Source organism: Lysobacterales bacterium, from assembly GCA_016703225.1.
In the GTDB taxonomy this organism is placed as follows: Bacteria; Pseudomonadota; Gammaproteobacteria; order Xanthomonadales; family Ahniellaceae; genus JADKHK01.
The window spans coordinates 688,266-709,828 of the sequence record JADJCM010000003.1; the positions used below are offsets into that span (position 1 = coordinate 688,266).

The 21,563-nt window shown below is 66.1% G+C and carries 20 protein-coding genes; 10 read left to right on the forward strand and 10 right to left on the reverse strand.

Annotated features, from left to right (window positions below; translation table 11 throughout):
- Positions 1-11: 11 nt before the first annotated feature.
- Together IPG63_16375 and IPG63_16380 are read left to right on the forward strand one after the other, a co-directional pair.
- On the forward strand, positions 12-2,387 hold the full coding sequence (locus IPG63_16375; GenBank protein ID MBK6728768.1) for a 3-hydroxyacyl-CoA dehydrogenase/enoyl-CoA hydratase family protein: 2,376 nt from the start codon (positions 12-14) through the stop codon (positions 2,385-2,387).
- Positions 2,388-2,407: 20 nt separating this feature from the next.
- Positions 2,408-3,604, forward strand: coding sequence for an acetyl-CoA C-acyltransferase (locus tag IPG63_16380; protein ID MBK6728769.1), 1,197 nt, complete (start codon positions 2,408-2,410; stop codon positions 3,602-3,604).
- A gap of 33 nt (positions 3,605-3,637) precedes the next feature.
- Here the strand turns inward: IPG63_16380 and IPG63_16385 are convergent, their stop codons facing one another.
- On the reverse strand, positions 3,638-5,023 hold the full coding sequence (locus IPG63_16385) for an APC family permease (GenBank protein ID MBK6728770.1): 1,386 nt from the start codon (positions 5,021-5,023) through the stop codon (positions 3,638-3,640).
- A 225-nt stretch (positions 5,024-5,248) separates the two neighbouring features.
- Here IPG63_16385 and IPG63_16390 point away from each other — a divergent pair, with 225 nt between their 5' ends.
- Positions 5,249-5,593, forward strand: a complete 345-nt coding sequence (locus IPG63_16390) for a hypothetical protein (protein MBK6728771.1) — start codon at positions 5,249-5,251, stop codon at positions 5,591-5,593.
- Here IPG63_16390 and IPG63_16395 read toward each other — a convergent pair.
- Positions 5,528-6,217, reverse strand: a complete 690-nt coding sequence (locus IPG63_16395) for a DUF4124 domain-containing protein (GenBank protein MBK6728772.1) — start codon at positions 6,215-6,217, stop codon at positions 5,528-5,530. The two genes, IPG63_16390 and IPG63_16395, sit on opposite strands and share 66 nt — an antisense overlap.
- Positions 6,218-6,284: 67 nt before the next feature.
- On the opposite strand from IPG63_16395, the gene IPG63_16400 reads away from it, so the two are divergent.
- Together IPG63_16400 and IPG63_16405 are read left to right on the forward strand one after the other, a co-directional pair.
- Entirely contained in the window at positions 6,285-6,473 is a 189-nt protein-coding gene (locus tag IPG63_16400; protein MBK6728773.1) for a hypothetical protein, read from the forward strand.
- Between the two features lie 3 nt (positions 6,474-6,476).
- Positions 6,477-7,262, forward strand: a complete 786-nt coding sequence (locus IPG63_16405; protein ID MBK6728774.1) for a TatD family hydrolase — start codon at positions 6,477-6,479, stop codon at positions 7,260-7,262.
- Here the strand turns inward: IPG63_16405 and IPG63_16410 are convergent.
- Complete coding sequence (locus IPG63_16410; GenBank protein MBK6728775.1) at positions 7,238-8,038, reverse strand: tRNA threonylcarbamoyladenosine dehydratase; 801 nt, start codon at positions 8,036-8,038, stop codon at positions 7,238-7,240. The two genes, IPG63_16405 and IPG63_16410, sit on opposite strands and share 25 nt — an antisense overlap.
- A 144-nt stretch (positions 8,039-8,182) precedes the next feature.
- On the opposite strand from IPG63_16410, the gene IPG63_16415 reads away from it, so the two are divergent.
- Together IPG63_16415 and IPG63_16420 are read left to right on the forward strand one after the other, a co-directional pair.
- Positions 8,183-10,687: a hypothetical protein gene (locus IPG63_16415; protein MBK6728776.1), complete on the forward strand. Its 2,505-nt coding sequence runs from the start codon at positions 8,183-8,185 to the stop codon at positions 10,685-10,687.
- Positions 10,688-10,821: 134 nt separating this feature from the next.
- Entirely contained in the window at positions 10,822-11,895 is a 1,074-nt protein-coding gene (locus IPG63_16420; protein MBK6728777.1) for a hypothetical protein, read from the forward strand.
- A 50-nt stretch (positions 11,896-11,945) separates the two neighbouring features.
- Here IPG63_16420 and IPG63_16425 read toward each other — a convergent pair whose 3' ends face one another.
- A complete protein-coding gene (locus IPG63_16425) occupies positions 11,946-14,015 on the reverse strand; it encodes a GGDEF domain-containing protein (protein MBK6728778.1) in 2,070 nt (689 codons plus the stop codon).
- Positions 14,016-14,110: 95 nt separating this feature from the next.
- Complete coding sequence (locus tag IPG63_16430) at positions 14,111-14,323, reverse strand: cold-shock protein (protein ID MBK6728779.1); 213 nt, start codon at positions 14,321-14,323, stop codon at positions 14,111-14,113.
- Positions 14,324-14,644: 321 nt separating this feature from the next.
- On the opposite strand from IPG63_16430, the gene IPG63_16435 reads away from it, so the two are divergent.
- The 3 genes from IPG63_16435 to IPG63_16445 are packed head-to-tail and all read left to right on the forward strand — an operon-like array spanning position 14,645 to position 17,746.
- Entirely contained in the window at positions 14,645-15,115 is a 471-nt protein-coding gene (locus tag IPG63_16435) for a TerB family tellurite resistance protein (GenBank protein ID MBK6728780.1), read from the forward strand.
- On the forward strand, positions 15,112-16,188 hold the full coding sequence (locus IPG63_16440) for a Rieske 2Fe-2S domain-containing protein (GenBank protein ID MBK6728781.1): 1,077 nt from the start codon (positions 15,112-15,114) through the stop codon (positions 16,186-16,188). The genes IPG63_16435 and IPG63_16440 overlap by 4 nt, the downstream gene beginning before the upstream one ends.
- Positions 16,189-16,201: 13 nt before the next feature.
- Positions 16,202-17,746 (forward strand): hypothetical protein, encoded by a 1,545-nt coding sequence (locus IPG63_16445; GenBank protein MBK6728782.1) that lies wholly within the window; start codon positions 16,202-16,204, stop codon positions 17,744-17,746.
- 17 nt (positions 17,747-17,763) lie between these two features.
- Here IPG63_16445 and IPG63_16450 read toward each other — a convergent pair whose 3' ends face one another.
- From IPG63_16450 to IPG63_16470, 5 genes are all read right to left on the reverse strand, one after another.
- The gene (locus IPG63_16450) at positions 17,764-18,576 is read right to left on the reverse strand and encodes a hypothetical protein (GenBank protein MBK6728783.1); all 813 of its coding nucleotides are present in this window, start codon (positions 18,574-18,576) and stop codon (positions 17,764-17,766) included.
- A 133-nt stretch (positions 18,577-18,709) separates the two neighbouring features.
- A complete protein-coding gene (locus IPG63_16455) occupies positions 18,710-19,195 on the reverse strand; it encodes a glutathione peroxidase (GenBank protein MBK6728784.1) in 486 nt (161 codons plus the stop codon).
- A 77-nt stretch (positions 19,196-19,272) separates the two neighbouring features.
- Complete coding sequence (locus tag IPG63_16460; GenBank protein ID MBK6728785.1) at positions 19,273-20,787, reverse strand: fumarate hydratase; 1,515 nt, start codon at positions 20,785-20,787, stop codon at positions 19,273-19,275.
- A 197-nt stretch (positions 20,788-20,984) separates the two neighbouring features.
- On the reverse strand, positions 20,985-21,284 hold the full coding sequence (locus IPG63_16465; protein MBK6728786.1) for a type II toxin-antitoxin system RelE/ParE family toxin: 300 nt from the start codon (positions 21,282-21,284) through the stop codon (positions 20,985-20,987).
- Positions 21,281-21,505, reverse strand: coding sequence for an addiction module protein (locus tag IPG63_16470; GenBank protein ID MBK6728787.1), 225 nt, complete (start codon positions 21,503-21,505; stop codon positions 21,281-21,283). The genes IPG63_16465 and IPG63_16470 overlap by 4 nt, the downstream gene beginning before the upstream one ends.
- Positions 21,506-21,563 lie beyond the last annotated feature (58 nt).

The following is a 21,563-nucleotide window of genomic DNA, read 5'->3' on the forward strand; positions in this document are numbered from 1 at the left end:
GGAAAGCTCCCATGACCGACGCAACGCTCAGAATCCGCCGTGCCGCCGTGCTCGGCGCCGGCGTGATGGGCGCGCAGATCGCTGCGCACCTCGCCAATGCCAATGTCGAAGTCCTGCTGTTCGACCTGCCCGCGAAGGAAGGCGATCCGAACGGCATCGCGACCAAGGCCATCGCCAATCTCGGCAAGCTGAGCCCGACGCCGCTGGCACTGAAGTCGAAGGCGGGCGAGATCATCCCGGCCAACTACGAGCAGCACCTGCCGCTGCTCGCGCATTGCGATCTGGTGATCGAGGCGATCGCCGAACGCATGGACTGGAAGCACGACCTGTACCGCAAGATCGTGCCGCACCTGAAGGACGACGCGGTGATCGCCAGCAACACCTCCGGGCTGCCGATCCAGCAGTTGGCGGAAGGCCTGCCGAGAGAGCGTCACGAACGCTTCTGCGGCGTGCACTTCTTCAACCCACCGCGCTACATGCATCTGGTCGAATTGATCCCGATCCGCGCGACTTCGCCGGCCATCCTCGATGCACTCGAATCCTTCCTCACCACTACGCTGGGCAAGGGCGTGGTGCGCGCGAAGGACACCCCCAACTTCATCGGCAATCGCATCGGCGTGTTCTCGATGCTGGCAACGATGCACCACACCGAGAAGTTCGGTCTCGGTTTCGATGTCGTCGATGCCCTCACCGGGCCGGCCATCGGCCGCCCGAAATCCGCGACCTATCGCACCGCCGACGTCGTCGGTCTCGACACCATGGCGCACGTGATCAAGACCATGGCCGATACCCTGCCCGACGATCCGTGGCGCAGCTACTTCCAGGCGCCGCTGTGGCTGAAGGCGCTGATCGAGAAAGGCGCGCTCGGCCAGAAGAGCAAGGCCGGCATCTTCAAGAAGGTCGGCAACGACATCCAGATGATCGACCTCGCCCAGGGCGCCTACGTCGCGCAGACCGGCAAGGTGGTGCCCGAGGTCGAGGCAATCCTGAAGATCAAGAACCCGGCCGAGAAGCTGGCCGCGTTGCGCAACTCGACCGAGACGCAGGCGCAGTTCCTGTGGGCCTGCTTCCGTGACCTGTTTCATTACACCGCGGTGCACCTCGAGGAAATCGCGGACAATGCCCGTGACGTCGACTTTGCCATTCGCTGGGGCTACGGCTGGGCGCAGGGCCCGTTCGAGACCTGGCAGGCCGCCGGCTGGAAACAGATCACCGAGTGGATCCAGGCCGACATCGATGCCGGCAAGTCGATGTCGAACGCTGCCCTGCCGAAGTGGGCGGTCGATGCCACGCGCGCCGGCGTGCATGCTTCGCATGGTTCCTTCGCACCGCGCGACAACACCTATCGTGCGCGCAGCAAGGCGGCCGTGTATCAGCGCCAGTTGTTCCCGGATCCGCTGCTCGGCGAACTGCCACACCCAGGCACCACCGTGTTCGATACCGCGGACGCGCGCATGTGGCACCAGGGCGACGAGATCGCGATCCTCAGCTTCAAGACCAAGATGAACACGGTCAGCGGCGGAGTGCTCGACGCCATCCATCGCGCCGTCGACGAAGCCGAGCGCGGCTTCAAGGGACTGGTGATCTGGCAGCACGGCGAGCCGTTCAGCGCTGGCGCCGACCTCACCGGCGCGATGGGTGCGCTGCAGGCCGGCAAGCTGGCCGAGTTCGAGGCGATGATCGACCGCTTCCAGCAGACCTCGATGCGCATCAAGCATTCGCTGGTGCCGGTGGTGTGCGCGGTGCGCGGCATGGCGCTCGGTGGCGGCTGCGAATTCCAGATGCATTCGGCGCGCACCGTGGCTGCGCTCGAGAGCTATATCGGGTTGGTTGAAGCCGGCGTCGGCCTGCTGCCAGCCGGTGGCGGTCTCAAGGAACTGAGCGTGCGCTGCGCGCAGAAGGCCGAAGGCGGCGATCTGTTCCCGTTCCTGCAACGCGCGTTCCAGGCAGTGGCGATGGCGACGGTCTCGGGCTCCGCGCTGGAAGCGAAGGAACTGGGTCTGCTGCGATCCTCCGACGTGGTCGTGTTCAACAGCCACGAGCTGCTGTACGTGGCCAAGAACGAAGCGCGTGCACTGTACGAATCGGGCTATCGCCCGCCGCTGCCAGCGCGCGCGATCCCGGTCGCCGGCGACACCGGCACCGCCTCGCTGCGCATGCTGCTGATCAACATGCTCGAAGGCCGCTTCATCTCCGAGCACGACGCCGAGATCGGTCGCCGCATCGCCGACACCCTGTGCGGCGGCGAGATCGAACGCGGTTCGCTGGTCGACGAGCCGTGGCTGCTCGATCTGGAACGCAAGCATTTCGTCGCGCTGGCGCAGATGCCGAAAACCCAGGAGCGCATCCTGCATACGCTCAAGACCGGCAAGCCGCTGCGCAATTGATCAGGCATTCGGAGAATCCCATGTCCAAGCAAGTCCAGGATTGCTACATCGTCGCCGCCAACCGCACCGCGGTCGGCAAGGCGCCCCGCGGCGTGTTCAAGAACACCCGCCCGGACGACCTGCTCGCGCATGCACTGCGCGGCATTCTCGATCCGCTGCCGCAACTCGACCGCACGCGCATCGACGACATCATCGTCGGTTGCGCCATGCCGGAAGCCGAGCAAGGCATGAACTTCGCGCGCATCGGCATGCTGCTCGCCGGGTTGCCGAACACGATCAGCGCGATGACCATCAACCGCTTCTGCTCCTCGGGCGTACAGGCCGTGGCGCTCGCGGCCGATCGCATCCGTCTCGGCGAGGCCGACCTGATGATCGGTGCCGGCGCCGAGTCGATGAGCATGATCCCGATGATGGGCCACAAGATCGCGATGAACCCGGCGGTCTACCAGAACGAGAACTTCGCCATCGCCTACGGCATGGGCATCACCGCCGAGAAGGTGGCCGAGCAGTGGAAGGTCACGCGCGAGGCGCAGGACCAGTTTGCGTTGGCCAGCCATCAGAAGGCCGCGGCCGCGATCGCAGCCGGCGAGTTCGGCGGCGAGATCCTGCCCTACGAGATCGACGATCGCCTGCCCGACCTCGACAAGCGCGACGTGCGCGTATTGCGCAAGCTGATCCAGCAGGACGAAGGCCCGCGCGCCGACACCACGCTGGAGGCGCTCGCCGGCCTCAAGACGGTGTTCCGCGCCGGAGGCTCGGTCACTGCCGGCAACAGCTCGCAGATGTCGGATGGCGCCGGTGCGGTGCTGCTCGCCAGCGAGAAGGCGATCCAGGAATTCAACCTGACTCCCCTCGCCCGTTTCGTCTCGTTCGCGGTCGCCGGCGTGCCGCCGGAGATCATGGGCATGGGCCCCAAGGCGGCGATCCCGAAGGCCTGCGCGCTGGCCGGCATCTCGATGCAGGATCTGGACTGGATCGAGCTCAACGAAGCCTTCGCCGCGCAGGCGATCGCGGTGATGCAGGACCTCGGCATCGATCCGACCAAGGTGAACCCGCTCGGTGGCGCCATCGCACTCGGCCACCCGCTCGGCGCCACCGGCGCCGTCCGCATCGCCACCCTCACCCACGGCCTGCAACGCCGCCAGCAGAAGTACGGCATGGTCACCATGTGCATCGGCACCGGCATGGGCGCCGCCGGCATCTTCGAGCGGGTCTAAGCGCTCGGAGAAGTGACGCCCGCGGCGCGAGCGTCACTTGGATCCGGCGTGGCCCTTGCGCAACAGCCAATACACCGGCCAGCTGACCGCAACCAGGCCGAGGGCGAGCAGGCTGTTTTTCGTGTCGCTGTAGATCGCGGCGGCGAGGAAGGCGAGCGAGCCGAGCAGCGCGAGGCCGGGCACCAGCGGATAGCGCGGGACGCGGAACGGGCGTGGTGCGTCGGGTTCGCGGATGCGCAGCACGAACAGGCTGGTGAAAGTCAGCACGTAGTTGGCGACGAAAAAGAACGCCAGCAGCGACACCACGGTATCGAAAGTGTTGCTGGCGATGAACGCGAGCGCCAGCAGCAATCCGGCGAGCAGCGCCGGAACCGGCGTGCCGCCGGAGTTGACCCGCTGCAGGACTTGTGGGAACAGACGGTCGCGGCTTAGCGCATACGGCACGCGCGAACCCATCATCAGCAGCGCGCTGAGCGAAGCGACCAGCGACAGGATCATCAGCACGCGCAGCACGGTGTCGCCGACCGGGCCGAACAGGCGTGTGGCCGCGGTCGCGGCGACGAACGGATCGCCGGCCATCTGCTCGATCGGCACCACGCGCAGGAACGCGGCGTTGAGCAGCAGGTAGATCGCGAGCACGATCAGCACGCCGCCAATCATCGCGCGCGGCAGGTTGCGCCCGGGGTCGCGTACTTCCTCGCCGAAATAGACCGGGCCGGTCCAGCCGTCATAGGTGTAGATCGCCGACTGCAACGACAGCACCACCGCCGCGGCCAGCGCCATGCCCGCCGGCAGCGTGGGCGCAGCAGCAGCAACCGGCGCGCCAGCGGCCTCGGGCACGGATACCACCAGCGCCACCAGCGCCAGCACCACCAAGGCGATGCCCTTGAGCAGGCTGGTGCCCTGCTGCGCCAGGTCGCCCATGCGCACGCCGCGCCAGTGCAGCAGCGTGAAGGCGACCAGCAGCACCGCGGCGACCGTGGTCTGCCAATCGGCCAGTGCCGGCACCAGCGGTCCAAGGTATTCGGCGATCACCATCGCCACCGCCGCGGCACTGCCGCAGGTAGCGATCCAGTCGGTCCAGCCGGAGACAAATCCGGGATATCCGCCGAGCGCGTGGTGCACGAAGGTGTAGAGACCGCCCGAGCGCGGCCGCATCGCGCCGAGTTCGGACACACACAGCGCTCCGAGCAGCGCATACACCGCGCCGGCCACCCATACCAGCAGGAACGCTGCGGCCGAGGGCAGATGCGCAGCGATTTCGCCTGGCGTGCGCAGGATGCCCATGCCGATGGTGTTGCCGACCAGCACCGCCAGCCCGAAGGCGACGCCGAGCACACTCAGCAGCCGCCCGGTCCGCTTCGCTTCCCCTGCTACTGCGCCTTGCTCCCGGTCGGACCGGTTTCCTTGCTCGGACATGTTGCTTGCCCTGCGGCTGGTAGACACCTCGCCGAACATAGTTCAAAAACCGGCGCAGAGTGGCGGCGCATTTCCGGACCAGCGGAGCGCTCGAGCCGATCGGATGGCTTGCCCGAATTTCACAATTTTCGATACCTTGCGCCCATCGGCAACAAGAGCGAGCCCATGCCCAAGTTCAAGCCGGATGCTACGGCCCGTTTCACGATTGCGGCCGGATGTGTTGTGATGGCTGCGGCCGCCGTGCAACTCGGCCGCATGGGTGCAGTCACCGAGCAGGGCCTGCCCGCGTTCTTCGGGGAAATGCGCTGGATCATGTTGGCGCTGACTGCGGTTGTCGTGATCGTGGCGGCACTCCTGTCCAGTCGTCTCGACGAGCTTGCCGCGAAGACCGAAGCACAACACGAATACCCGCCCGCTGGCGTAGATACTCCACCCAACGGACTGGCTGACGCATGCAGCGGCGAGCGGGCACTGATGGTCGCCGCGCGGCTGCGCGGGTACTCGCTAGGGACGCGGTGCCTCGGTATCGCTGCCTGCCTGGTCGACCTGGTCTGCGCGTTCCGCATCTGAGGCCTTGCGCACGCGTTCGCGCAGCAGGTGGCAACGCAGCATTTCCGATCGAGCCGCAGCCAATGCGGTGGTTGCGAGCGGAGCCGAGAGCAGCGACTGCGCATAACCGCGCGGTTCAACCTCGACATCGACCAGCATCGACGTTCCGGCGCGTTCGAGCAGCGCCGCCGAACGTGCGTAGCCCCATCCGATCTCGCGATCGCCGCGACGGAAGTCCGGTCGGATGCGTTCGCCGTCGTCGAAGCGCAGGCCCTGCGCGCCCAGCCGATCGCTGAATTGCACCGGCACCGGACCGCCATCGCGTTCCACCACACCGGCCAGACGCAACACCACCTGGTAGCCGTTGGCATCGCGCCGCAACAACAAGGTGAGTTCGGCGCCATCGAGCGCCGGATCGGCCAGCGGGAAATGCAGCGGCACCGTCTCGCACTGCGCCGGCAGCGCTGCCGTGCGCCCGCCCGGCGTGATTTCCGGCGGCTGGCCGCGTTCGGCGTCACTCGGTGCTTCGCCCGCGGCGCAGGGCTGGCCCTGAAACACCCACTGACCGTTCGCCTGGCGGCAGCGATACAGCCGCGGCTGCGCCATCGCCGCGGTCGCGGCGAGGAACAGGGCGACCGCGACCATGGGTTTCCACGCAGGCATTTGCGGAGCATGCGATATTCCGGCGTCCCTGCCCAGCCGTGGTGAGCGCATGCCGGCCCTGATCCTCGCCTTCCTGTCGCGATTGCGATTTCGCACCCTGTTCCTGTTCAGCGCCGCGATCTTCATCGTTGACGTGCTGATTCCGGATTTCATCCCGTTCGTCGATGAAATCCTGCTCGGCGCGCTCACGCTGCTGTTCTCGGCGTGGAAGCGTGGCGAGCGGCCGCCGGCGGCGTGAGTCATGCGCCTGATCGACAGCCACTGCCACCTCGATGCGACGGAGTTCGACGCTGACCGCGATGCGGTGAGTGCGCGTGCGCGGGACGCCGGCGTAATCGCACAGATCCTGCCCGCGGTCGCGGCCGAAGCCTTCCCGGCGCTGGCCGCGCTTTGTCGTGGACGCCGCGACCGTTTTGCCGCATATGGCCTGCATCCGGTGTATCTGGAACAGCATCGCGACGCGGACCTGCAGCAGATCGAAGCGTTCATCGAGCGCGAAGGCGCGGTGGCAGTCGGCGAATGCGGTCTCGACTACTTTGTCGGGGGTCTGGACCGCGAGCGTCAGCGCTCCCTGTTCGCCGCGCAATTGCGGATGGCGCGCGAGTTCGACCTGCCGCTGATCCTGCACGCGCGCCGCGCCGTCGATGAGGTGATCCAGTGGCTGCGCCGCGAGCGCGGCCTGCGTGGCGTCGTGCACAGTTTCAGCGGCAGCCTGGAACAGGCGCAGCAGCTGTGGGCGCTCGGATTCCATCTCGGCATCGGTGGGCCGGTCACCTACGAACGTGCGCAGCGCCTGCGGGGCATCGTCGCGGCCATGCCGATCGAGTGGCTGCTGCTGGAGTCGGACGCACCGGACCAGCCGAACGCCAGCGCTCGCGGCGCCCGCAACGAGCCGGCGTCGATCGTCGAGGTCGCGGCCGTCGTCGCGGGCCTGCGTGGGGTCGATGCGGCGAACATCGCCGCCGCAACCACCGCCAACGCGGTCCGCCTTTTCGGGCTCGATCAGGCCGGTTTCGCCGCCTCCTGAGGCGGCTCCAGCAGCAGGCGCTCCAGTGCCCGTCCGACCATGGCCATGGCAAATCCCGCGGTCACGTGCATGGCCGCGCCGAGGCCGCCACCGCAGTCCAGCTTGCCGCCCTCGCCCGCCTGCGGACGCAGCCCGCAGACGCTGCCATCGGCTTGCGGATAGCGCACGTTCTCCAGCGAATAAACCGCCTGCACGCCGAAGTAGCGCTTGGGTCCGCGCGGAAAATGGAACTCGTCGCGAAGCTTTTTGCGGATCAGCGCAAGCATCGCGTCGTGTTCGGTCTTGGACAGATCGCGCACGCTGATGCGGGTCGGATCGGTGCGCCCGCCTGCCGAGCCGGAAACGATCAGCGGCAGCTTGCGCCGCCGGCAGAAAGCGATCAGCTCGACCTTGACCCGAAACGCATCACAGCAGTCGAGCACCAGGTCATAACCGCGGCCGATCTGCTCGGCGAGCGTGGCCGGCGTCACGAAGGCGGCCTCCTCGTTGATCCGGATCTGCGGCGAGATCAAGCGCAAACGCTCACCCAGGGACTCGACTTTGAGCCGTCCGAATTGGCCGACCAGAGCGTGCACCTGGCGGTTGCTGTTGGACACGCAGATCTCGTCGGCATCGAACAAGGTCAGCTCGCCGATGCCACTGCGCACCAGCGCCTCGGCTGCCCACGACCCGACACCGCCGACCCCGACCACGGCCACATGCCGGGCTTGCAGGCGCAACACCGCACCGCGCCCGTAGAGGCGGTCGATCCCGGAGAATCTGCTGGCATCGGACATCGGCGCAATTCGGTGCAATGGCGGGCGCGCAGCATAGCGGCAGCGCCGCGATGCATTGCCTTCTGGCCGATCGGCGACCGCCCTTGCTAGGCTTGCGACAAATCGTCCGCGCAGCACTGACGCGGACCCGCCAAGGATGCCCCGATGAAATTGTTCTCCCTGTTCTCCAGACCGGCCTGGGAAAGCGCCGACGCCGACAAGCGCGCGCAGGCCGTGACCACGTCGCAGGACAGCGCGCTGACCGAGCGCCTGCCCGACATCGCCCGCCATGACGCCGACGCCAAGGTGCGGTTGGCGGCGGTGAGACGCATCGTCGATCTTTCGCTGCTCGGAGATCGCGCACGGCTCGACCTGTCGCCGGAAGTACGCGATGCCGCCGGCGCGCGGCTGCGCCAGCAGTTGCTCGACGCAGGTGTCGCGCTCGACGCCCGCGTCCGCATCGTGCGCGTGCTCGACAACTCGCCGCTGCTTGAACTCATCGCCAGCGAAGCCCGCGAACGCGAACTGCGCGCCTGCGCCCTGGAACGTATCCAGCGCGTCGCGTTCCTGGCCGATCGCTGCGTCAAGGACACCGATGCCAGCCTGCGCCTGCAACTGCTCGAGCGCATCGACGAACCGGCACAGATCGAACGTATCCACGAGCGCGCGCGCAAGAACGACAAGCAGTTGGCGCGGATGGCGCGCGAGCGGCTGCAACGGCTGCGCCTGGCGGCCGGAGATGCCGAAGCCATCGAGGCGCGCGCGCAGGAACTGTGCGCCGCGGTCGACCAGCTGCTGCGCGCGCGCGGCGAGGACGCCGAGCGCCGCCTGGCAGAGATCGAGGAGAATTGGTTGCATCTGGCCATCGCTGCGGAGCAACCGATCTCGCGCCGTTTCGGCGGTCTGGTCGATACCCTGCGGCACATGCTCAACCCGCCGCCGAAACCGGAGCCGCCTGCCGTTTCCGAGCCAGTGCCGGTCGCGGCCGAAATGGTCCCCGTGGTCGAGGTGGTGGCGGAGGCGGTGTTGCCGGATGCTGGCGCCGAAGCCGCAAAGGCCCAGGCTGCGGCCGCGCAGGAAGCCGCGCAGAGCCTGCGCCGACAACAGCGCGAGCGCGTCCATGCCGCTGTGCAACGCTACGCCGAGGCACTCGATGGCGGCCGTTTCGTCGACGCCCGCAGTGCCCGTCTGGCGCTGCAGCAGCTGGAAGGCGAATGGCCACGCGCGCACTGGGACGAAGGCAAGCGCCTCGCGGCACTCGACCACGACTACGCCAAACTGGAGCGCTGGCAACAGTGGTCGTCGCGCGAACAGAAGCAGCGCCTGTGCGAAGCCGCCGAGGCCTTGATCGGCAGCGGCCTGCATCCCGACGCCCTGCTCACGCGGGTGCGCGAACTGCAGGGCGAGTGGGAGCGTCTGACCATCACCGACGCTGCCAGCGAGTCCGGCGACAGCATCGCAAGGCGCTTTCGCGCCATCCTCAATCAATCAATTGCGCCGGCCAAGCCGTACCTCGAAAAGCGCAAGGAGCTGCGCGATGAAAAAGGTCGCGGTTTGAGCGAGCTGCTCGACAGTGCCGAGGCTGCGCTGGCCGACCCGGCATTGCCACTGCCGGCCCTGCTCGACTGGCGAAAACAGTTGAACGACGCCGGTGCCGCAGTCGCCGAGTTGGTCGGCAGCGCCCGCCGCGACAGCGGGCAACGGCGCAAGCAACTCGCCGACGCTGTGCACTCCCGCATCGAGGCCTTCAACAGCGAGGCACGCGAAGCCAAGCAGAAACTGATCGCGCAGGTGCGACGCCAACTTGCTGCCGCCGATGCCCGCGACCAGGTGAACATCGCCAAGGCGGTGATGCCGCAATGGAAGGCGCTGCCACGCGGGCAGCGCAAGAGCGAAGACGCGCTGTGGGAAGAGCTGCGTGCGTTGATCGACCCGGTGTTCGAACGCGAGCGCGACGACAGCCAGCGCGTGCGCGACGAACGCGGCGCGCAGCAGCAGGCGGTGGCCTCGACGCTGGCGGAGATCGAAGCTCTCGCCGACGCCGAGCTGTCGCTGGACGCCTTGCGTCAACAGTCATCCCAGCTGCGCCAGCGCTTCCAGAGTCTCGAAGGCCGCCAGCGCGACGACGATCTCGCCTGCGATCGCGCCCAGGCCCGGATCGAACGCCGCATGGCGGTGCTTCGAGCCGAGCAGCTGCGCGAGGCTCGCACACACACGGCGGAACTTGCCGCGCGGCTCGCCGCGATCGAACAGCGCATCGCCCACGCCAGCGCCGATGGCTCGGAGGCGAGCGTGCTGGACGCCTTGCGCGAGCAAGGCATTCCGGCCGAACTGGCGTCGCGGCACCAGTCGCTCGTGACCGCACTTAGCGACGCGGCACAGGCCGCTGCCCTGGCTGACGAGCTGGCTGACGACATCGCGATTACCGTACTCGCGATTCGCTGCGAACTGCTCGCCGGGGTCGCCTCGCCCGAAGCGGATCGCGAACAACGCCGCCAGCTGCAGATGGCTCGGCTGGCCGACAAGCTCAGCGGCGGCGCAGCGCAAGCCGCGGTTGACGAGGCGGAACGTTTGTGGCGAGAGTGGCTGGCTCTGCCTGGCAGCGGAAGCAATGCGCGCAGTGCCTTCGACGAGCGCATTCGTGTGGCGCTCGGCCGCCTGCTGGCCTGATTGCAGCCCCCTGGATGCGCCGCCATACTGCCGCGGCGCAACATCGAAAGTGCTTGCCAGTTCACAGTTTCGGCGCGTAAGTTCCGCTCGTGCCGACACCACGCCGGCACGTCCAACCAACAGGGGAATCGAGAATGAAGCATCTGGGTGCATTCGCGCTGGGCACGACCTTGCTCGCCGCTTCCATCGGCCACGCCTTGGCTGCCAACGTCTCCGGCGGCGCCTCGCTGCAGGTGGAGATGGCGCCGGTCCTCGACAAGTCGGTCGGCGACTATCTGGGGTCGGTGCGCTTCACCATGCGCAACCCGAGCGACCAGGTCGTGCGCATCCTAAAGTGGCAGACCCCTTTCTTCGGCGTCAACGGCAAGCTGTTCGCGATCAACGTCGGCGGCGAGGAAGTTGCTTACACCGGACGCATGATCAAGCGTGGCGAACCGACCTCGCGCGACTACATGACATTGCGCCCGGGTGAGACACGCTCGGTCGAACTCGACCTCTCGGCGTTCTACAACTTCGCCAAGAGCGGCCAGTACGAAGTCCGTTACGACGAGTTCCTGTTCGATAACTCTGGCCGCGCCAAGCGCATCAACACCACGCCGACGCTGATGTGGGTGGACGGCTCCGACCAGTTCCTCGCCCAGCGCGCCGGGGATGATCCCTACGCCGGTCTGGGCGTGAAGGCACTCGGCATCACGCCGACCTTCACCAAGTGCACGACCACGCAGAAATCGCAGCTGATGACGGCACTGAACTCTGCGGACAGTTACGCCGGCAACGCCAAGTCGTACTTCGCATCGCACTCCTACACGAACATCAGCGCGCGCTACTCGACCTGGTTTGGAGCGGCCACCAGTTCCCGCTACACCACTGGCAAGAACCACTTCGACGCCATCCAGGCCGCGTTCGCGACCAAGCCGATCACCGTCGACTGTGGCTGCAAGAAGACCTATTTCGCCTACGTCTATCCGACCCAGCCCTACAAGATCTACGTCTGCAAGGCGTTCTGGTCTGCGGCCAACACCGGTACCGATTCGCGCGCCGGCACCCTGATCCACGAGATGAGCCACTTCAACGCCGTCGCCGGCACCGACGACCACGTCTACGGCCAGAGCGGCGCCAAGAGCCTCGCGCTCAGCAACCCGGACAACGCCCTCGACAACGCCGACAACCACGAGTACTTCTCGGAAAACACGCCCAGCCAGAACTGACCGGCGCTATCCACGCGGTATTTGAAGAACCCGGCCTTGCGCCGGGTTTTTCATACCTGGGCCACGACCTCGACGCGGTCGCGACCCAGATGCTTGGCTCGATACAGCGCGGCATCTGCGCGGCGCAATGCGGCATCCAGATCGATCGGTGTATCGCTACCGAGTTCCGACAAACCGATGCTGATGGTGACCGCGATCGACAGTTCGTCGACGCGGATCGGTCGACCGCGCAGGGATTCGAGCAGCGCTTGCGCGGCCTCCCGAACCTTGCCCGCATCGGCGCCGCGGCAGGCCAGCAAAAACTCCTCGCCGCCCCAGCGTCCGAGCAGTTCGTCGGCGTCCAGCGCATCGCGCATGCGCCGCGCGATCTCGCACAGCACGGCATCGCCGACGTGGTGGCCGTGGGTGTCATTGATCAACTTGAAGTGATCGACATCGATCAGCATCAGCGCGCGCTGCGCACCGTCCCGGCCCCGATCCAGGAAACTCGCCAGCCGCCGTCCGAGCGCATGTCGATTCCACAAGCCGGTGAGCGCATCGTGGCTGGCAACATGTTCCAGTTCGGCGGCGCTGCGCTCCAGCGCTTCGTGCGCAGCCCGCAGCGCCGCATGCTGTGCCTCGGTTTCGCGATGGCGAGCGTTGGTCAACGCGGCTACCCGGTCGGCATAGCGGGCGCGCAGGAAGAACACTACCGCCACAATCGCCACCAGTGCCGCGATTGCGCCGAGTCCGATCACGGTCCAGCGATTGCGCGTCAGATCGAGCGCCTGGATGCGGTTGTCCTTCTCCAGCAGTTCGATCGCCGCCTTCTGCCGATCACGCTCCAGACCGGTGATCAGGTCGGCGATGCGGCGACTCGACAGCGCCGTCTCCAGGCTGGCATCGACCTCCTCGTAGCGCAGTCGCTCGGCAAACGCTTCAGCGCTCTTGCCCTGCGCCAGCAGGATGCGCGACAGCAATTCCAGTGCCTCGCGCTCGAGCACCGAATCCTGTTGCTGGCGCGCGGCGGCAAGCACAACCTCGGTTTCGCCTCGCGCCTCCGCCAGCGATCCGGCCGCGTGCCGCGCCGACGCCAGGGTCAGCCGCTTGTCCAGTTGCGCGCGCGAGCCATCGACCTTGAGCGAGATCGCGAGCGAACGCTCGGCGATGACGACCGCGGCGACACCCTGCCCGCGCGCGACCAATACGCGCGCGAGCGTACGCAGCGCTTCCGACTGGGAAGGCAGGCCACCGCGCGATTCGGCCAAGGCCACCGCCGCGCGCGCGTGTGCTTCCGCGGTCTCGAAATCGTCCATCGACTGAAGTGCCTGCGCACGCAGGCACAGCCCGGTGACGCGCCCACCGACCGCTTCGCCCGGCAGCATTGCCAACATCTCCACCGCCGTCGCCTCGGCTTGGACGTAGTCGCGCAGGGTCAGATACAGCGCAGCTACCGCGCGCAGTGTCTGCGCGGCATCACGGTCACGGCCGGCGCCGCGGTAGATGCCGAGCGCGCGCGAGTGATTCTGGATGGCCTCGTAGAACTGGCCGCGGCGCACCTGCAGGCTGGCCAGCAGATTGCGCGACGCCGCTTCGCCCAGTGCGTCGCCGCGTCTGCCGTCGAGGGCAAGCGCCTGATCGAAATATGCCAACGCGCGGTCGATCTCCCCGGCGCGGCGCTCGAGAACGCCCAGCGAGCGCAGCAACCGGGCCTCCGCTTGCGGGTGGCCGCGCTTGCCCAGTTCATCGCGCAAGTCCAGCAGCAGCCCGCGTGCGCGCTGCGCTCCGCCACTGCCATCGAGCAGCAGCGCATGTCTGGACACGGCGAGCACGAGCAGTTCGTCATCCCCGACCGCGCGCGCCTCGCGTTCCACCGCCGCGAACAGTTGCATCGCCCCACCGGGGTCTTGCTCGGCATAGGCCTGTGCAGCCAGCGCGCGCAGCCAGCGCTGTTCGACGGGGTCGTGGGTTTCCCGCAGACGCCGTTCGACCTCTGCGCGCCCACGACCGGGTTGCGCCCCGATCAGCAGATCCAGGGGCTCAAACCAGACAGGTTCCCCGGCGCTGCAGAGCACACTGGCGAAAAGCAGCAGCCACGCGGGCAGCGGTCTGGTACGACGCGGATGGATGGCGCGGGTCATGCGCCGAATCTAGCAAGGCCGACGTTGGCGAGCGCATAAAAAAAGACACCGGGATCGCTCCCGGTGTCTTCGGTATCAACCGTTGCGGGTTGAAATCAGACCGGCGTGACCTGATCGGCCTGCAGGCCCTTCTGGCCCTGCACGACCTTGAAGCTCACCTTCTGGCCTTCCTGGAGGGTCTTGAAACCCGTACCCTGGATGGCGCGGAAGTGAACGAACACGTCCGGGCCGCTGTCGCGGGCGATGAAACCGAAGCCCTTGGCTTCGTTGAACCACTTGACGGTACCAACCTGACGATCTGCTGACATTGCTGTAACTCCAATTTCCAAAGATTTAGACCAGGTGATCAAAAAGGATCACCGACTTGCTGGAAATGCCCAAAACCGAGGGCGATTCGTCATGCAGATCATGGATCAGACTAGGCGAAGCGGCCGCTGGGCGGATCCCGTTTCCGGGCGTCCGAACACACACAGCGGCGGCACCCTAGCACGAAAAACGCAAAAAGGGGCCTGTCGCGCGAATTCGCGCTCGTTTCGTTTACCGCTCGCTGCAATCGGGTGGCTCGCGGCCCTCTTTTCAGAACGGTCTGGACGGCGCACCATCGGCATCCCGACAGAGTGGAGGCTTCCATGGCAAGTGGACTGTTGAAGGACATCCGGTTGGCGCTCGGTGAGCTGTTCTCCGGTGGCAAGATCGACGACAACCAACAGGTCACCCTGCAGGTGGTGTTCGGACTGCTCGGTTACCTGGCACGCGCCGATTCGATCGTCACCGACGACGAGGCGGCATTTCTCAACAATTTGATGGACGACATGCACCTGTCGATCTCCGCACGCAAGATTGCCCTGGAGGCGATGAACCGCGGCAAGGCCCGCCAGATCGACATCGGCGTGGAGCTGGAACGCTTCCTCTCGGTGCATCCCGCCGGATCGCCCGAGGTCGGCCGGCTTTACGAAACGCTGCTGAACCTGGCCGGATCGGATGGTCGCGTGCGCCCACGTGAACGCGAGTTCCTGGAGCAGGTGACGGCCGGGCTGGGCTTCACACCAGACATTCTCAACTCGCGCCTGCAAGCGATGGAGCGCCGACCGGTCGCATGACCACGGTCGCCGATTCGCAGTCGCAAGCGCAGGCACTCGCCACCGCAACGGCGCTCGCCGCACGCTTCTACACCGAGTCGGACATCGCCGATCTCGAACGCCGCGCCATCTTCGCGCGGCATTGGCAACTGGTCGCGGGCGTCTCGCGACTGGCTGCAGGTGGTGACCACGTCGTCTCCGAGATCGCCGGCGTGCCGATCCTGGTGGTGCGTGGGGAAGACGGTCGCCTGCGCGGATTCGTCAATGCCTGCCGACATCGCGCCGGCCCGCTCGCCACCTGCGACGGCCGTGGCGCCCGCAGCCTGCGCTGCCACTATCACGGTTGGACCTATACACTCGACGGTGCGCTCAAGGCCGCCACCGAAATGCAGGATGCCGAGGCGTTCAATCCGGCGACCATCCATCTGGAAGCGATCGCCGTCGACGTCTGGCGCGGCTTGGTCTTCGCCGCACTCGACCCGCAACTGGCGCTCGCCGACCTGTTCGCGGGCAGCGAGCAACATCTCGACGACCGCGACTTTTCCGACTACCGTTTCGCGCGTTCTCAACGCTATCCGGTCGCATGCAACTGGAAGGTGTACGCCGACAACTATCTGGAGGGCTACCACGTCCCGCACGTGCATCCGGTGCTGAACCGCCTGCTCGATTATCGCAGCTACGTCACCACGACCGCACGCTGGCATTCCCTGCAGTACAGCCCGATCGAGGGCGCCGGCAATTTCTACGGCGATGGCGTGGCGCTGTATTTCTATCTGTGGCCAAACCTGATGTTGAATATCCTGCCGAACCGGCTGCAGACGAACCGGATCGTGCCGCTTGCGATCGACCGCTGTGCCGTCGACTTTGATTTCTACTACCCGGCCGATGCTTCACCCGAAGCACTTCGCCGCAACGAGCAGGACCAGCGTTTCAGCGACGAAGTCCAGGCCGAGGACGCGGACATCTGTGCACACGTGCAGAAATCGCTGGCGAGCGGTCGCTATGCTGCGGGGCGCCTGAATCCGAAGCGCGAGAATGCGCTGTTCCATTTCCACGAACTGCTGCGTGACGCCTATCGCGCAGCCCGAACCTGACCCAGGAGTTCCGGTGTCGAAATCCACTGCTGGCTGGCCATGGTGGGCCAAGGTCTTCGTTCTGCTCGTCGGACTCGGCGGCTTCGCTTACGTGCGCATTCGCGGCGTCGCTTCCGATGCGATGCAGTCCTTGAACCTGATCGGCTGGGCCAGTTTCGACGGGACGTTCGTCGACTGGAACGGCGACATTGGCGCGCACAAGGTGCGACTCTGGGCCTGGGACGGCGACCCCGAAACCGACGCCATCACCGCCGAACGCATGATCATCGACACCCCCGGCTGGGGCTGGGTGCTGAAGTCGGCGTTCTCGTTCGGGGCGCCGAGTGGCTTACTGAAGAGCCGCGCCGCGCGCTGGGCTGCAAAGGCCGCAGAGCAGGCCAGCGGAGATTCTCCGCTCGAGAACATTCCAGCGATGCCGCGCATCCATGCGCGCTTCGAGGGCGTGGTGTTTTCCGATTACGCGCATCAGTACATGTGGGACGACGATGTCCACGGTCTCGCCTCCGGATCCGTGTTCGAGGGAGAGGGTTGCGACCAGGATCTGTACTGGACCGAGGACGAGTTGCACGGGGCAATGCAGCTGCCGACCCGCGGCGTCGATCTGGAACTCGATCTCAACGCCAGCGGCAGCGACAGCATCGCCATGGTGCTCGCGCTCACCGCACCTGGGCGTTCGTCGTGGCGCTATGAGGCCAATTGGCAAGCCACGCACGCAGGCAACATGGTGCTGGTCGACTGGGAGCAGGCCAAGTTGCGCAACGAACGCTGGACGGTGCAGGACGACGGTTTCATCGCGGCGCGCAATGCCTACTGCGCCGAGCGGGCGCAACTGACGGAAGCGCAGTTCGTCGACCAGCACATCGATTACGTGCAACGTCGACTGCTGAACTGGGGCATGCTCGCGAGCCCGCAACTGGTCGAGCGCTACCGCAACTTCGTCACCTCCGGCGGTGCCATGACCTACGAAGCGACGCCAGCGGATGCAGTGTCTCTGGAAAAACTCGCCAGCTACTCGGGCAGCGACCTGCTGTGGATGCTGAACGCGAACCTGCGCGTGAACGAGGAGAAGGCGGTGCCATTCAAGCTGCACTTCGTCACCGCGGTTCCCTATCCGGATGCCGGGAAAATCGAAAGCGCCCCACAGATCCACGACCTCGTGGCCCAGGCCTTGTCGGCGTTGCCGGCAGACGCGCAGGTCGCCGCCGCTGCGGAGCCGGCGCTGGCGCCCGGTCCGGCCGTGCCGACCATGCTGGTCAACGCCGAATCGACGATGATCGGCGTTGACGGCCAGGTACCGACCGCCGACAAGCCGGTGGTCGAGGAAGTCAGCTACGACGACCTGGCTTTGATGATCGGCGAACGCGTGATCATCGAAACCACCATGAGCTCGACCCGCGAAGGCGAACTCAAGTCCTTCAACCGCGCCGGCCTGCGCATCGCCCTGCGCAATCGTCCGGGCATGGAACTGGAGGTACCGAAGGACACCGTGGTCTCGGTACGAGTGGTCTGGACCAAGGCGCAAACCGCCGCAGCATCCGCAGCGGCGGGCAAGAACTAGCGCGAGCGCCGGCGCACTTACTCGAAGCTGTCGCTGAACAGTTGGTTGGCGAGCGTCGAGAAGGTGTCGAAGTCGACATTGATCGCGGTCACTCCGCCGTCTTGCACGCGGACGTAGCTCGAGTAGCCGAAATAGCTGCCAGTGAGCACGTTGGCGCCATCGGTCGCGGATACCGTGATCGAACCACCGCCAGTGATGTCAACCAGGGTCGCGGTGATCGCGAGACTCCCACCCATCGGCGTTCCGCTGAGGTTGAGCCAGTAGACATTGCCCGGAACCGGGACCAATGTCCCCGCCGACAGGGCGCCGCCGAGGCCGTCGCCGAACGAGATGTTCTTCTCGCTCAAGTACAACTTGCCGGTCGGACGAGTGCTGATGCCGTCGAGGTAGTACGCCAGTTCGTAGCGGTCGGCGCTGGACGCGGCGTAGCTGCCGTCGCCGGCCCGTGCGGCCAATCCGATGAAGGCATTCCCGCTCGGGTCGACGCTGGTGGCGACCAGACTGTCGATACGGAAAAAAGTCGAGATCGAAAACGCTGTGCCGGCAATGTCGGTGAGCTGGATCGCCGACGACGACGCTTTTCCGGCCGCGAAGCCAACGCCCGCCACACTTACGCTGATCGCGTTCTCGTAGCCCTTGCCGGAAAAACTCGGGGCAGCCACGGTCCAGTCTGCGGTCGCGATCTCGGTGAAGTTTGTCACCGCGACGTCGCCGGGCGGGTAGCTTTCGAAGTCCTCGACGTAGGGCGTGGTTGCGGCCAGGGCCGGCATGGCGCCGAGTACGCAGACGCTGGTGAGGGCAATGGCGCAAAGCAGTTGCACGGGCTTCATGGAGCCTCCTGCTGCAGATGGAGCCGATTCCGCCGGCAGGAAAATCTCCGGCGGCGACTCTCGTCCGGAGCCAAGCCGGCGGAGTCCGCCGCAGTATAGGCCGCGCTGCAAGGGGCGCTCTGCGCCCCGGTCCTCAGCTCAGCAGCGCCGCCGCCAGATCCTTCTCGATCTTCTCCGGGGTGTCGGTCGGCGCGTAGCGCTTGACCACATTGCCGGAACGGTCGACCAGGAACTTGCTGAAGTTCCACTTGATCGCGTCGAGCCCGAGGAACCCGGACTTCTGCGACTTCAGCCACTGCCACAGCGGATGCGCGTTGGCGCCGTTCACCTCGACCTTGGCAAACATCGGGAAGCTGACCTCGTAATTCAGCGCGCAGAAGTTCCTGATCTCCTCGGCATCGCCCGGCTCCTGGTGCCCGAACTGGTCGTAGGGAAATCCGAGCACGACCAAGCCCCGCTCGCGATACTTGCGCCACAGCGCTTCCAGACCGGTGTACTGCGGCGTGAACCCGCACTTGGAGGCGACATTGACGATCAACATCACCTTGCCCGCATAGGCCGACAGCTTGACGTTCTTGCCGTCGATGTCCTGCGCGCTGAAATCGTGGATCGCGGTCATGTTTACGCCCCTTGCGAATGGAATGGCCCTCACACTATCGCGCCCGACGTGCAGGCGGCATCAAGCCGGTTCCCAGATCAGACCGCGACCAGCGGAATCTTGCCGATGCGCGCCTGCCATTCGCGCGGACCGGTCTGGTGCACCGAAGTGCCCTTGCTGTCGACCGCGACGGTGACCGGCATGTCGCGCACTTCGAACTCGTAAATCGCTTCCATGCCGAGATCTGCGAAAGCGAGCACGCGCGCGGCCTTGATCGCCTTCGACACCAGGTAGGCGGCGCCACCGACGGCCATCAGATAAATCGCGGCGTTGTCCTTGATCGCACTGATCGCCTCGGGGCCGCGTTCTGACTTGCCAACCATGCCGAGCAATCCGGTCGACTCGAGCAGCTGGCGCGTGAACTTGTCCATGCGCGTGGCCGTGGTCGGGCCGGCGGGGCCGACGACTTCATCGCGCACCGGATCGACCGGGCCGACGTAGTAGATGAAGCGGTTGCGGAAATCGACCGGCATCGGCTCGCCCCGGTTGAGCATGTCGATCAGGCGCTTGTGCGCGGCATCGCGCGCGGTCAACAGCTTGCCGCTGAGCAGGATCACGTCGCCCGGCTGCCAAGTCGCGACCTCGGCCTTGGTGATCGTGTCCAGGTTCACGCGCCGACCCTTGGATACGTCGTAAGTGAGCTTCGGCCAGGCATCGAGCGACGGCGGATCGAGCATCACCGGGCCGGAACCATCGAGGGTGAAGTGCGCGTGCCGCGTGGCCGCGCAATTGGGAATCATCGCGACCGGCAGGTTGGCGGCGTGGGTCGGATAGTCGCGCACCTTCACATCGAGCACGGTGGTCAGCCCACCGAGTCCCTGCGCGCCGATGCCCAGCGCATTGACCTTGCCATACAGCTCGATGCGCAGTTCCTCGGCACGGGTCTTCGCACCACGCGCGATCAGGTCCTGGATGTCGATCGGCTCCATCAGCGCTTCCTTCGCCAGCAGCATCGCCTTTTCGGCGGTGCCGCCGATACCGATGCCGAGCATGCCCGGCGGGCACCAGCCGGCGCCCATGGTCGGCACGGTCTTGAGCACCCAGTCGACGACCGAGTCGGACGGATTCAGCATCGCGAACTTCGACTTCGCCTCGGAACCACCACCCTTCGCCGCCACCGTCACGTCGAGTTTGTCGCCGGGCACGATCTTGACGTGGACGACGGCGGGCGTGTTGTCCTTCGTGTTCGTGCGCTTGCCAGCGGGGTCAGCGAGCACCGAGGCGCGCAGCTTGTTGTCGGGATGCAGGTAGGCGCGGCGCACGCCTTCGTTGACCATGTCCTCGACCGACAGCGTCGCGTCCCAGCGCACATTCATGCCCACTTCCAGGAACACGGTGACGATGCCGGTGTCCTGGCAGATCGGCCGATGCCCTTCCGCACACATGCGCGAATTGATCAGGATCTGCGCAATCGCGTCCTTGGCCGCCGGCGACTGTTCGCGTTCGTAGGCTTTCGCCAGGTTCTTGATGTAGTCGACCGGGTGGTAGTAGCTGATGTACTGCAGCGCGTCGGCGACGGACTGGATGAAGTGTTCTTGCTGGATCGTGGTCACGGGGCGGGTTCGCTGCGGCAAACGCCGAGTTTACGGCTGCATGCGGTGACAGGTCACGCTTGAGCGCCGATGCGGGCGCCGACCAGGCGCTCAACCAGGCGCTCAACCAGGCGCTCAACCAGGCGCTCAACCAGGCGCTCAACCAGGCCAAACAGCGGGGCCGCAACCGCGTCGTGGCGGCTGCGGAATCACCTCGCTCACTTGACGGCGCGCCCGATCCAGTAGTTTGGTCGACGACGTTGGTGGGCGATCGCGAGAATCACGACTTGCGCTGACTCGACGCGGAAGAGGACATCGAACGGAAAGCGCTTGAGTCTGGCCTTGCGGATTGCCTGCGGTGTCACCACCGGATCAGCATCGGGCGAGGCGCAAACGCACACCATGATCGCCTCAAACTCGGCAAGGTAGTCCGCGCCCAATCCATGCAGACGACCTTCATAAAACGCGACCTCATCGAGATGCTCGCGCAGAGCGGCACGGTGGAAGCGGAAGTTCATCGCAACAACAGGCGAGCGGCGCTGCGCGCTTCCTCAGACGACACCGTGTCGGCCATTCCGCTGTCGATCTCCGCCGCTCGGCGCGCAGCTTCGCTATGCCAAGCTTGGGCAATCTCTTCCTCGCTTTGTTCCTCGAGACTGAGCAGCAGCTTGTGCGTCAGCGCGGCGCGCTCTTGAATGGGCAAGCGCAGAGCAGCTTCTTCGAGCGTGGTGGCATTCATGGCTTCCACTTCCTGACAGCAGTAGTGCAGGATTTTGGGCGATGCGAGCCTGCAATTC